The following is an 11,964-nucleotide window of genomic DNA, read 5'->3' as shown; positions in this document are numbered from 1 at the left end:
GGCGTCCCCCTCTGCTCGCCGCGCGAAGACCTCGCTCGTTGGACGGACCAACATGCTTGCTCCCCTAACACTTGGCGTCAGCATGGAAGGCATGCGGCCCGCTGGCTGACTGAGCTCCGAAAGGGATGTTTCGGATGGGCCCATCCTTGAGCTGCGACACTCGGGCATCAACGCCAAAGCTGACTACGATCCGATAAGTCGGACTTATGCATCAGGTAGGGGGCAGTGTGGAGCTTCGCGACATCGAGATCTTCCTGACCCTCGCCGAGGAGCTCCATTTCGGCCGTACCGCCGAGCGGCTGCACCTCACCCAAGCCCGCGTCAGCCAGGCGATCAAGAAGCAAGAGCGCCTCATCGGCGCCGCCCTGTTCGACCGCACCAGCAGAAGAGTGGCACTCACCGAAGTCGGCAGGCAGCTCTACACCGACCTCAAGCCGATACGACGCAGCCTCGACGAGAGCTTGGAGCGCGCCAAACTGGCCGCGAAAGGCAGGACCGACGTCCTGCACATCGGCATGATCTCCGCCAACGCCCTGGATCTGCGGCACTTCTGGGAGACCTTCCGTGCCCGCCATCGCCAGTGGGAGCTGCGCCTGCGTCACAACCCCTTCGTCGACGCCTTCGGTCCCCTGCGACGCAGGGAAATCGACCTGCTGATCTCATGGCTGCCGGTGGAGGAACCCGACCTCACCGTCGGGCCCGTGATCTTCACCGAGTCCCGTGTAATAGCGGTCTCGGCAGATCACGAGCTGGCGAGCGCAGGGCCGGTTCCCCTGGAGGTCCTGGGCAATTACACCGTCGCCGCCGGTCCCCGCCTCCCCGAGTACTGGGAGGACGCCTTCCATCCCTTCCGCACGCCCCGTGGCCGCCCGATCCCGCGCGAGGGCGTCGTGATGAACATGGACGAACTCAACACCCAGATCGCCACCGGCCAGGCCGTCCCCCTGCTCGGGGAGCACGCCAGCCGCTACTACGCCCGCCCCGACCTCGCCTACCTCCCCGTGACCGACGCACCGGCCTTGAGATGGGGTCTGGTCTGGCGCGACAACGAAGAAACCGCGCCCATCCGCGCCTTCGCCCAGGTCGTAAGGGATCTCGGAACTCGCGCGCTCTAGCCCGCTCCGGGGCTGCTCTGCCGTACGAGCTCGACAGTCAGTAGCCTTTGCACGTCTGTCCCTCGGCCGTCACGTTCCGAGCATCTGACCAGGTGACGGACATCGTCGCCGGTTTGTTCGCGGCCAGGGGGGTGATGCAGCTCAGACTCCCGTTCTGGTCGTTGCCTATGGTGTAGCCCTGGGACAGGGCGACAGTCCCGCGTAGGTCCGCGTCCAGGTCATCCATCGATTCGGGGGGCACTCCTGCCGATTATGTCGGAAGCATGGGACTTGACGCCGTCTGCGCACCTTGGCAGGACGATGTTCGCCGCGGTGTCCGGGCGCCTATTCGTCGGTCCGCAGGTGTTCTGCGGCTTCCTGGTAGGCGTCGGTCGCGCGGGCGAAGTAGTCGAACAGGACTCCTAGCTGGTCGGGTGAGTACCCGGCGAGGATCTCGCCGACCTTCTGCCGGGCGGGGGCCATGACCCGATCGAGCTCGGCGGGCTTGCCGATGGGCTCGACGATCACTTTGCGGCGGTCGCCCGGCGCGGGTGTGCGGCGGACGTAACCCGCCTCCTCCAGCCGGTCGATGAGGCGGGTGGTGGGACCGGTGGTCAGGCCGGTGCGCGTACCCAGCTCGCCGGGGGTCATCGGGCCTGCCAGCTCCAGGATGTTCAACGCGTACAGGTCCGTCGCGCCGAGACCGCAGGCTCGGGCGCTGGCGTGCCCGTGCAGCAGTACCGCGCTCAGGTAGCGGCGGTATGCGCGGCTGGCGTCCTCCCGAGCGCTTGACACTAGATCCTCCACGCCACGATCCCTTCTCCTAAGAAGCAACTTCCTTCAAGAAGCTATCACAGCGGGCGTCTCCCGGCCGCCCGAGCGTGCGACATGTTGACGTGGACCCCATCCACCTCTAATCTCTTCCTCAGAGCAGCTACATCTTCAACGAAGAAACTTCTTACACGAAGCTACTATGGAAGGGTCGCTGACATGAACGACATCACCGCCATCCACACCCTCCTGGAGCAGGCTCGCGACGCCTGGAACCGAGGCGACGGCGCGGCCTACGGGCAGACCTTCACGGCAGACGCCACCGACGTCACCTTCGTCGGCACCATCTACGTCGGCGCCAAGGAGATCGGCGACGCCCACCAGGCGCTGTTCGACAGCTTCCTCAAGGGCAGCAAGCTGCACATGGAGATCGTCGACATCCGCTTCTACGGCCCCGACACCGCCGTAGCCGTCACCCGCGGCGACGTCTTCAAAGGCAAGCCCAAGAAGCTCGGCAAAGTGCAGACCTACACGATCGTCCGCGACACCGACGGCCAGTGGCGGGTAGCCGCCATCCAGAAGACCAAGCGCCAAAGCCTGATGGAAGCCATCTCCTTCAAGTTCCAGCCCGCCACCAAGCCGAAGGCGAACCACTGACATGGCCACCATCGCCGTCATCGCCGCCACCGGCCGCACCGGACAGAACATCGTCCAGCAGGCCCTGGACGCCGGACACACCGTCACCGCCATCGCCCGCCGCCCCCTCGACCTCCAGCACCCCCGCCTCACCCACCAGAGCGCCGACGTCCTGACACCGGGATCGCTGCGGCTGACCGGCTACGACGCCGTCATCTCCGCGCTCGGCTCCACCGGCCGCCAACCCACTACCCTCTACTCCGCAGGCACCGCCGCGATCATCGCCGCGATGCCCCCCGCAGGGCGGCTCATCGTGCTCTCCTCGGCAGGGCTGGCCGTACCCGACAAAGCCGGACTCGCCACCCGGCTCCTCGGCAGGCTGCTCTACCGCCTCATGCGCCACCCCTACGACGACATGACCCGTATGGAAGCGCTCCTGGCCGCCTCCGACCTCGACTGGACCGCCATCCGCCCCACCGGACTCACCGACGACCCGGCCACCGGCAAGCCGCGGGTCTCGATCGGCGCCCGCCAGCGCGTCGGTCACCGTACCTCCCGCGCCGAACTGGCCGCCTACATCCTCGACCACCTCGACGACCCCGCCACCTACCGCACCGCCGTCGCCATCTCCTCGTGACGGGGCGCCGGCCGTACGTGAAGAATCGGTCGTCACGGACACTGGCCCATTTGCTGTTACATGGACACCTCTTGTCCCGTCCACGGAGGTGTCACGCGGCCGTTCTACATGTACGCCGTGCTCACCAACTCGTTGTTCCAGCGCGGCGTCTTCGTCCTCTTCCTTCTGCACCGAGGCTTCTCCGCCGAGCAGGTAGCCCTGCTGCAGACCCTGCTCTACCTGGTCAGCGGGCTTGCGGAGTTACCGACGGGAATCATCGCCGACCGCATCGGCAGGCGTGCCGGCATCGTCATCGGCCAGCTGCTGATTGCCGGATGCCTGCTCGGCCAGGTGGCGTTCGCCGACTACGGGGTGTTCGTGGCGCTGTTCATCGTGCAGGGCGTGGGCATGGCGTGTGTGTCCGGTTCGGACACCGCCTTGCTGTACGACCTGCTCGTGCGCCGTGGTGCGACGGCCGGGTACGTCAAGATCAGGTCCCGATTCACCATGCTCGGAACGGTCACCTCGGGCGCCGCCATCGTCCTCGGTGGCCAGCTGCAGCAGATTTCCTGGGGCGTCGTCTACGCCGGTTCTGCGGCGTGCCTCGTCCTGGCTGTGGTGGTGCTGATGTCGCGGGTGCCCGAGATCCGCGGCGCTGACGCGGTGGACGAGCAGCACGGCGACGCCACGGCATGGCGGGCGATGCTCCGGGTCGCCACGCCGGCGCTCGTGACGCTTGTCGTGGTGTCCGGATTGATGCATGCGACTTTGACGCCGTTCATCATCTTTACGCAGAAGACCCTCTCCGATCAGGGAGCGGGCACCGCATTGGTCAGCGTGGTCATATCGGTGGGATTCTTCGCCGGCGGGCTCACTCCCCTGCTGGCGGACCGCGCGAACCGGCGCATCGGGTACCGGGTCATCGTCCCGTTGTCTCTCCTGACGCTTGCCTTGGCGCTCGGCCTGAGCGGTCTCGGTCTTGTCTGGGTCAGGATTGCCGCGTTCCTGGCTTTGGTCGGGATTCCCGAGATCACCGCCGTGATCGTGGACAACGTGTTCAACGAGGCCGTGCCGTCGCGCCACCGGGCGAGTTTGCTGTCGATGATCACATTCGTGGAGTCGGCGCTCATCGGCGTCGGCTATCTCGTCCTCGGCGCGCTCATGGACGGGCTGGGCTCCAGCGCGGGCATGGGCACCTACGCCGCGGTCCCCTTGCTGGCATGCCTCCTGTGGCTCCCGGTCCTCTTCCGACGGGCACGGGTGACCACCGAGATCGAGAAACCCGCCGACCAGAAGGCATCCTGAGCAGCCCGTCCCGTTTGGGGTGCTCGCCTGCTGACTCCACGTTCGGCCTCGGCACCCGGCGACTCGCCCCACAGGGTACGGCGGCGCCGGAGCCGCGCCGCTTGGGAGCGCTCCCGCTGTTGCACCAGCCTGGAGGGCGACGTCCTCGCCGTACTGGTGCCCAGGGTCGCGGCCAGCAGTTCGAGAACGCGTCCTGTCCCGGCCCGCCGTACACAGGAAGCGCGGCCATCGCCGACCCGGCCAACCAGCTCACCGGACCCAGGCCGGGCTGTCCCTGCCGGATCCGGCATGGCTCATCCAGGACTTCTGGCCCCCTTCTACCAGGCCATCGACGGCTGACACCGAGACCGAGCGGCGACGTCAGGACGGCGACAGCCCGATATCAGAGCACCCGGCCATGGTTAACCCATCAAGCCGCAAGCACCAAGGAGTTTCCGACATGAGCACCTTCGCCACCCCCGCCCCCATCACCGTCGTCCTGAACATCCCCGCCGGCCGCGTCCAGTTCATCGCCACCGACAGGACCGACACCACCGTCGAGGTCCTGCCCGCCGACGCCGCCAAGAGCCGCGACGTCAAGGCCGCCGGACAGACCACAGTCGACTACACCGGCGGCGTGCTGCGCATCAAGACCGCGACGAAGAACCAGTACCTCGGCTCCACCGGAGCGGTCGAGGTGAAGGTCGCGCTGCCCACCGGCTCCCACATCCAGGCCAAGGCGGAGGCCGCCGAGCTCCAGACCACCGGCCGCCTGGGCGACGTCGCCTTCGAGGGCGCATACCGCCGGATCAAGGTGGCGGAAAGCGCGAGCCTGCACCTCGTCGCGACCGACGGCGACGTCGAGGTCGGCCGCCTGAGCGGCCCTGCGGAGATCACCACCGCGAGTGGCGACATCACGGTCGCCGAGGCCACCGGCGGCAAGGTCGTCCTGCGCACCCAGTCCGGCGACATCACGATCAGCGCCGCCAGCGGTGTCTCGGCCTCCCTGGACGCGGGCACCTCCAACGGCCGCATCACCAACGCCCTGACCAGCACCGGCGCCGTCGAGCTCGCCATCCACGCCACCACCTACAGCGGCAACATCACCGCCCGCAGCCTGTGAGCCGTACTTGCGATCCCGTCCCCCACCGAGGACATCCCATGGATCATGGGTCGGTCTGGTTCCGACTCCGGCAGTCTGCCTGCGCCGCAGGCAGACTGCCGGAACCAGGGGCGTACGCCCTGTCAGCAGCCGTTGTGGACCCAGTCGATCTTGGTGACGGTGACGCCCTTGTCGCCCGGAGTGGAGATGTTCTTCACGCCGCCCTGGGAGACGCAGGTGTCGCCGAACTCCGTGCCGCCACCGGGGATCCAGTAGTAGCTGACGATCACGTCGTCCTCGTACTCCGGGTTGCCGTTGTTGCGGAAGGACCGTACGCCGGAGTACTGCGTGGAGCCGTGGTCGTCCCAGTCCACACCTCGCCCGATACCGAACTTGTAGTCGGCCGAAGGTGCGTCGCGGCGGCTGTACATGCAGAAGTCACCCGCGGCACATCCGGCCGGCGGCGCTGGCGGTGGCACTGGCACTGGCGGGCGGTGTGGCCATAGGTTCGCTTTGGCGCCGATATGGCTCGCCCTGAAGGCTGGGATCTTCGCGGTGCGGCTGAGGGCCCAGCTCGGCCAGCTCTCCGAGAGTCGCTCGTTGGGCGCCCCCTCCTTGGCGTACAGGTGGAGTGGAGGCTTAGCTGCCTGGCGAGCACGTAGGGCCACACAAGACGATCACCCGCTTGGTGCGTGGAATTCGAGGAGGAATTCCTTGGTTGGGTGGTTCGCCTGATCGACTAAGGAGACGAACCCATGATTACTGCCGTTGCTCGGTTGCGTGCCCGTCCCGGCTATGAGGACCGAGTGCGCGAGCAGGCGCTTTCGCTTGTCGCGCCCACATTGGCCGAGCCTGGTTGCCTGTCCTACAGGCCCTATGTCGATCCACTGGATCCTGGCGCATGGCTGGTCTTCGAGGAGTGGGATGACCGCTCGTCTTTCGACAAGCATCTGACCAGCCCGCACATGGTTGAGGCCTTCGAGGCCGAGGCGGAGTTGCTTGATGGCCCTCCAACGCTGACCTTGGTTGAGGGGTAAGCAGTTCGGTGCCAGGCGTTGAACTGCCGGTTCGACCACGCGAACACCAGCGGCGGGGCGACGCCGTACCCAGAGGGGATCGAGAACCTGTGACGTGGCCACGCGTGGAATCCACCAGCGTGGCCACGCCTCAATCATCTACTCCCAGTCCCACTCGGGTGCACCCCAGCCCCAGTTAGGCAGCATCTCGACCTCCTCTCATCGTGGGTCTCACGATGCAGGCCCGCCCGCTGCCCAGGCTTGGACGAAATTGACCTATGCCCCCGTAGAAACACCAGGCTGAACGCGCTGCCCTACTCCTGAACTTGGACGCTTCGGGCCGACAACCCGATGGGATGGGACCACCGTGGAGCCTGTCTCGATGGTGGCCGCTGTTGGCGTGGTGTTGGTGGCGGGGATCGCTACGTGCTGGGGTGCGAGCAGGCTTCGGTTCGCCTAGGCGCCCTTCCCGCCGGAGTTCCCGCAGACTGCTGGGGCGTACGGCATGGCCGTGCGGGGTTCGGGAGGCCTAACTCAGTGAGGGGATGCCAGTTCGTTCAAGCCGAAGTCTGAGCGCAGGTCACGCCACACCGAATGGGCATGGTTGCCGTTGCGCTGGGATTGGTGGTACTCGACGAGGATGCCGGGACCTTGCACCCGGTAATAGTGCGGCTCGCCCTCGCCGGTGCTTCCCGCCCACGCGAAATGGACCTCGTCGAGCACGGAATCGAGATTGGCATCATGTATCGCGGCTATCTCCCGCGGAGCACGCCCGGTATAGCGACCGAGAAGACGCCGCAATAGGCGGCGTTGTTCTTCGTCCAAATTCCGAGCGTTAATGCCGTTGGGCGGAACAGTGATCGCCACCCGCGCATGGTCGGCCTCGGTGTATCCGCTTCCTGCTTCCGCCTGGCGGTCGATGTCGTTGACGAGTTCGTCCAGCGCCGGGTCAGCGAACGGCTTTCTCCACAGGTTCTGCATGTGAATCATCGTGTCGCCATGACAGACCTGCGGCCGGTTGCCGGAAACGATGTCCGACACCACCGACGGATGGAGAAGCGCCCGCTGAAATTGGTCGGTACGGAGTGTCCGCACCAATTCATGTGCCGCGTCCTCGACACCCTGCAGAGGGCGCAACGATCCTCCCAGCAACTCGGTCCTGGCCGGGTCGGCGCCAATGAAGCAGGGGGTCGTCGCAATAACCCTGCCCGCGATGATCACATTGTTCAGCGAGATGTGGTGGCCCCCGAACCGCCATGCCCAGACGCGATCTCCAGGACTGCCGAAGAGCCTGAGCCAGTAGAGACCCGGATCCCTGCCGCGCTGGCGGCCCAGCGAGGACCTCCATCCCTCAAGCTGGTCCAGGATGTTCTCCAGACCCATCACCATGGCGACGGTGGCAAAGCCTTCTGTCGACAGTCCGCTGGCCACCAACTGCATGGCCAGGCCTTGCTGATGGGCGCTTTGGTCACGGATGGCGAGTCCGCCATGATCCGTCGGCGTGTAGAACCAACGCAGCCGCTCCGTCTCCGCCGCCGGGTCCCGCGGAGAAGCCCATGCGGCCAGGCTCGACTGGTCGTTGTCCAGGGAGCTCAGCCAGGCAGTGGCGGCGCTGGCCATGGCGGCCGCCGCCTGCTCCCGCGCACGATTCACTGCATCAGGCACCGAGTCGCTGACCACACTGGCTCCCTCGCTCGCCGAGCTCCAGCCGTACGGCGCAGCGTTGCCCAAAGACTCTGGAACCAAAGGTCGCGCCAGCTCCGTTCTACTGCTAAACGAGTGCGCGGGCAGGGGGATTGACAGTGATTCTCAATGCTGTGGCGATCGGCTTGTCCGTACTGGCGCTGCTGAGTTCGGTCTACTTCGCCTTCCAGCAGGTGACATCCACGAAGCGCGCCAACTACGTTCCGGCGTATCTGACGTTGCTCGACGGCTTCCGGTCGCCGACGTTCCATCAACACCATCGGTACGTCGTTCAGCGGCTCGGTGTCGAACACGATCCCGATCTGGGTATATCCGGCCTGCCCGCAGAAGCCCAGGAAGCCGTTTACGACGTTGCCTTCTTCCTGCACAATTTTGTGATCCTGGAACGGCTCGGCATCATCGACGACCGCTACCTGACGACGCTCAACGACAGGGTCGTCCGTACCTGGCAGGCCATCGCTCCGTTCGTGCGCCGCGAACGCGAACTGGTCCCACTCCCCCACCTGCTGCAGATTCTTGAGGATCACGCCACGATGGTCGCCACGACCCCACCCGACGCGGGCCGAAGCCTGCTTCGCCCGAAAAGCAACGCTAAGTAGTTGTGGCTGGCGTTGAGTCGGCAGCCGTGGGCGGATGGAAGGTGTCCCGGTAGACGCTGGGCGGAACGCCGATGTGCTCTTTGAACAGGGTCCGGAAGTTGGCCGGGGTCCCCAAGCCGCAACGCCGCGCCACGCCGTCCACCGTGAGGTCGGAGGCCTCCAGCAGTTCCCGCGCTTGACTGAGCCTGGCCTCCAGCAGCCATCGCATCGGCGGCTGCCCGGTTTCGAGGTGGAAGCGGCGAATGAGGGTCCGACGTGACATGCCGGCCCGCCGTACCAGCTCGTCCACGGTCAGCGGCCGGTGCAGGTTGAGCAGGGCCCATTCCCGCAGTTGGGCCAGCCCACCGGAGCGGTCGGGCCGTACGGGCAGGTCGATGTACTGGGCCTGGCCGCCGCTGCGGTGCGGGGCGGTGACGAGCTCGCGGGCCCGCTGGTTGGCCGCGCGGGCCCCGAAGTCGCGGCGGATGAGATGCAGGCACAGATCCAGTCCCGCCGCGACCCCGGCCGATGTCAGGACCTCGCCCTCATCGACGTAGAGCACCTTCGGATCCACCGTGACCTGCGGATACCGCGTGGCCAGAGACGCCGCAAACTGCCAGTGGGTTGTGGCACGCCGCCCGTCCAGAAGACCGGCGGCGGCAAGGACGAAGGCACCCGTGCAGATCGACACCATACGGGCACCCCGGGCAGCCGCTGCCGCCAACGCGTCGCTGACCGCCGCGGAGGGCACGAGCGGTTCGGCCTGGCCGGGGACGATGACAGTGTCTGCGGACCGCAGGCACTCCAGCCCATACTCGGCGGACACCGCCGGACCGCCGTGCATCGGGACGAGTCCCGGCTTCTCGCCGCACATCGTCAGCCGGTACGGCCCGCCCTGCCAACTACCGAAGACCTGCAGGGGAATCCCCAGGTCCAACGCGAGGACGCCGGGCAAAGCCAGCACGACCGCGTGATGCAACGGCATGGCACGATCCTATCGCTGAATGGCACCCGTGCCACTCACGGCAGCGGCGTGCCCGCACCTACGGTCAAAGCCATGGACAACCTCATCCCAGCACTGCCCGACGGCCCAGTGGCCCGCCTTGCCGTCGAGCACGCCCGCTCGCGGGAGAGCGAGCCCGTCGCCAACCACAGCATCCGCACCTACGTGTTCGCCACCCTGCTCGCCGAGCACGAAGGGCTGGAGTCCGGCGCCGACTTCGACCGCGACCTCCCCTTCCACGCCTGTGTCCTGCACGACCTCGGCACCTCGCCGTCGGCCCCCGGCATGCAGCGCTTCGAGGTCGAAGGAGCCGACATGGCCGCCGAGTTCCTGACCGGGCACGGGTACGGCACGCCTGAGGTAGACGCGGTCTGGGAGGCTATAGCGCTCCACACGACACCCGGCATCGCCGAGCGCAAAGGAGCGCTGGCCTACCTCACCCGCCGCGGGGTGGGCGCGGACTTCGGCGTGGGGGTCGATTACGTGAGCGACGCCCAAGGCGAGGCCGTCCACCAGCGCTACCCCCGGCTCAACATGGCCACCGCCCTCGTCGACGACATCGTCCGGCACGCCGCCCGCTCCCCGCAAACCACCGCCCCCCGTAACACCCCCGCCGACATCCTCATGCGGGAACGTGGGCAACTCGGCACGGACCTGACGGCGATGGAACTCCAGGCGCACGCCTCCCGCTGGGGCGCATAGCCTTCACCGGCGCCTCCGCCCCACGCGGCCAGGCCGCCTCGAAGCACGCAGCAACGTCACCGTCGTTCGCGCCAGCCGATACGTCGTGGACGGTAACCTGCTCACCACCATGGGTGTCTCCGCCGGGATCGACGGTGCGCTGTCGCTCGTGGGCTGGCTCCACGGTCGCGACCACGCGCGGGCCGTCCGCCACGATCTCCAGTACGAGCCCGCGCCCACGTGCCTCTCGTCGGCCGACGGGCCAGGCCAATGCGAAGGTACCGGCCAGCAGCGTGCGACGCCGCGATTCCTTCACCGTCAATTCTGGTTGACCACCCTGTCATACGACCGTTTGATGAACGCCTCGGGGTAGCTGCCACGACAGGAACGCACCAGCCAAGAAGGGTACGGCCGTCTTGCTTCATGGTCGACTTAGGTGAGGTGTAGCCGTTCGCGACGTTCTCCTGGGCTACAGCTCCATGGTGCCCAGGTCGCGGACGACCTGAGCCAGCGCCCGGATCAGGTCGTTCTCCGCCTCGGCGCTCCACAGCAAGCCCCATCGGCCGAGCGGTGCGTCCTGGATGGGGATGTAGGTGACGTCAGGCCGGGCGTGGTAGCGGACGGCGTGTTGGTACTGGGGCATGATGGCCTCACCCGACGCCACGGTGAAGATGAGCTCGTCCCATGAGCTGATCGCCGGTCCATGGAAGACGGTACGGCCGCGCGGTGTGTAATAGGGGAGCGTGTGGTCCACCCACTGCTGGTGCTCCTGCCAGATGGGGCGGCAGGTCTGAAAATCGCCCAGCACCTCCAAAGAGACCGTGTCCCGCTCGGCCAGCCTGTGGTCGGCGGCCACCGCCATGACCCTGGGCTCGGTGAACAGGACGGGCCCGTTGACGATGCCGGGCTCCTCCAGCGGCAACCAGGCGACCAGCACGTCGAACGCCCCGGAGCGCAGAGCGGCGAGCGGGTCGTAGATGCCCTGATGCCGGATCTGCAGGAGCCATTCGGGATGGCGGGCGCGAAAGGCCTCCCAGAAGGGCCGCAGTTCGAGAGAGTTGCTCGCCATCATGCCGACCCGCAGTGCTGCGGTCTTGCCCTTCGCGGCCAGCTTGGCGCGCTCCAGCCCTTCGTCGAGGCTGCGCCGTACCGGTTTGAGGTCGGCGTAGAGCTGCCGCCCGATCTCGGTGAGTGCCACTCTTCTGCTGGTGCGTTCGAACAGGGCGGCGCCGATCAGGCGCTCTTGCTTCTTGATCGCCTGGCTGACGCGCCCCTGGGTGAGGTGCAGCCGTTCCGCGGTGCGGCCGAAGTGCAGTTCCTCGGCGAGGGTCAGGAAGATCTCGATGTCGCGAAGCTCCACACTGCCCCCTGCCTGACGCTTTAGTCCGATTTATCAGATCGTAGTGAGCAACGCAGGCCAAGGACGGTCACCTACGGATGGTGACGGAGGTCACTGTTCTACTTAATAATCGGTACCGT

Annotated in this window: 13 protein-coding genes; 8 read left to right on the top strand and 5 right to left on the bottom strand. The window is 66.8% G+C overall.

The annotated features are described in order from the left end of the window. Nucleotides 1–227 precede the first annotated feature (227 nt). Entirely contained in the window at nt 228–1,115 is an 888-nt protein-coding gene (locus tag ACIBG8_RS01800; protein ID WP_397340531.1) for a LysR family transcriptional regulator, read from the top strand. 324 nt (nt 1,116–1,439) lie between these two features. Here the strand turns inward: ACIBG8_RS01800 and ACIBG8_RS01795 are convergent, their stop codons facing one another. Further along, entirely contained in the window at nt 1,440–1,901 is a 462-nt protein-coding gene (locus ACIBG8_RS01795; protein WP_397340530.1) for a MarR family winged helix-turn-helix transcriptional regulator, read from the bottom strand. A gap of 183 nt (nt 1,902–2,084) precedes the next feature. Here ACIBG8_RS01795 and ACIBG8_RS01790 point away from each other — a divergent pair, with 183 nt between their 5' ends. The 4 genes from ACIBG8_RS01790 to ACIBG8_RS01775 all read left to right on the top strand — a co-directional run bounded on the left by ACIBG8_RS01790 (nt 2,085) and on the right by ACIBG8_RS01775 (nt 5,524). Further along, nucleotides 2,085–2,522, top strand: coding sequence for an SgcJ/EcaC family oxidoreductase (locus tag ACIBG8_RS01790; protein ID WP_397340529.1), 438 nt, complete (start codon nt 2,085–2,087; stop codon nt 2,520–2,522). 1 nt (nt 2,523) lies between these two features. Beyond that, a complete protein-coding gene (locus ACIBG8_RS01785) occupies nt 2,524–3,138 on the top strand; it encodes an NAD(P)-dependent oxidoreductase (RefSeq protein WP_397340528.1) in 615 nt (204 codons plus the stop codon). A gap of 117 nt (nt 3,139–3,255) precedes the next feature. Continuing rightward, nucleotides 3,256–4,422 (top strand): MFS transporter, encoded by a 1,167-nt coding sequence (locus ACIBG8_RS01780; RefSeq protein ID WP_397340527.1) that lies wholly within the window; start codon nt 3,256–3,258, stop codon nt 4,420–4,422. 439 nt (nt 4,423–4,861) lie between these two features. Then, nucleotides 4,862–5,524: a DUF4097 family beta strand repeat-containing protein gene (locus ACIBG8_RS01775; RefSeq protein ID WP_397340526.1), complete on the top strand. Its 663-nt coding sequence runs from the start codon at nt 4,862–4,864 to the stop codon at nt 5,522–5,524. A 122-nt stretch (nt 5,525–5,646) separates the two neighbouring features. On the opposite strand, the gene ACIBG8_RS01770 is transcribed toward ACIBG8_RS01775, so the two are convergent. Continuing rightward, nucleotides 5,647–5,934: a hypothetical protein gene (locus tag ACIBG8_RS01770; RefSeq protein WP_397340525.1), complete on the bottom strand. Its 288-nt coding sequence runs from the start codon at nt 5,932–5,934 to the stop codon at nt 5,647–5,649. Between the two features lie 324 nt (nt 5,935–6,258). On the opposite strand from ACIBG8_RS01770, the gene ACIBG8_RS01765 reads away from it, so the two are divergent. Next, nucleotides 6,259–6,540, top strand: a complete 282-nt coding sequence (locus ACIBG8_RS01765) for a putative quinol monooxygenase (protein ID WP_397340524.1) — start codon at nt 6,259–6,261, stop codon at nt 6,538–6,540. A 513-nt stretch (nt 6,541–7,053) separates the two neighbouring features. Here the strand turns inward: ACIBG8_RS01765 and ACIBG8_RS01760 are convergent. After that, complete coding sequence (locus tag ACIBG8_RS01760) at nt 7,054–8,199, bottom strand: DUF3500 domain-containing protein (RefSeq protein ID WP_397340523.1); 1,146 nt, start codon at nt 8,197–8,199, stop codon at nt 7,054–7,056. A 137-nt stretch (nt 8,200–8,336) separates the two neighbouring features. Here ACIBG8_RS01760 and ACIBG8_RS01755 point away from each other — a divergent pair, with 137 nt between their 5' ends. After that, complete coding sequence (locus ACIBG8_RS01755; protein WP_397340522.1) at nt 8,337–8,822, top strand: hypothetical protein; 486 nt, start codon at nt 8,337–8,339, stop codon at nt 8,820–8,822. Here ACIBG8_RS01755 and ACIBG8_RS01750 read toward each other — a convergent pair. Beyond that, nucleotides 8,815–9,786 (bottom strand): GlxA family transcriptional regulator, encoded by a 972-nt coding sequence (locus ACIBG8_RS01750; protein WP_397340521.1) that lies wholly within the window; start codon nt 9,784–9,786, stop codon nt 8,815–8,817. The two genes, ACIBG8_RS01755 and ACIBG8_RS01750, sit on opposite strands and share 8 nt — an antisense overlap. A gap of 72 nt (nt 9,787–9,858) precedes the next feature. Between ACIBG8_RS01750 and ACIBG8_RS01745 the strand changes: the two genes are divergently transcribed. Further along, a complete protein-coding gene (locus tag ACIBG8_RS01745; protein WP_397340520.1) occupies nt 9,859–10,506 on the top strand; it encodes an HD domain-containing protein in 648 nt (215 codons plus the stop codon). Nucleotides 10,507–10,954: 448 nt separating this feature from the next. On the opposite strand, the gene ACIBG8_RS01740 is transcribed toward ACIBG8_RS01745, so the two are convergent. Then, nucleotides 10,955–11,845 (bottom strand): LysR family transcriptional regulator, encoded by an 891-nt coding sequence (locus tag ACIBG8_RS01740; protein ID WP_397340519.1) that lies wholly within the window; start codon nt 11,843–11,845, stop codon nt 10,955–10,957. Nucleotides 11,846–11,964 lie beyond the last annotated feature (119 nt).

The sequence above is a fragment of the Nonomuraea sp. NPDC050556 genome (assembly GCF_044457355.1).
Classification (GTDB): Bacteria; Actinomycetota; Actinomycetes; order Streptosporangiales; family Streptosporangiaceae; genus Nonomuraea.
Note: the sequence above shows the minus strand (reverse complement) of the source record. Positions and strands in the feature narration are given on the sequence as shown.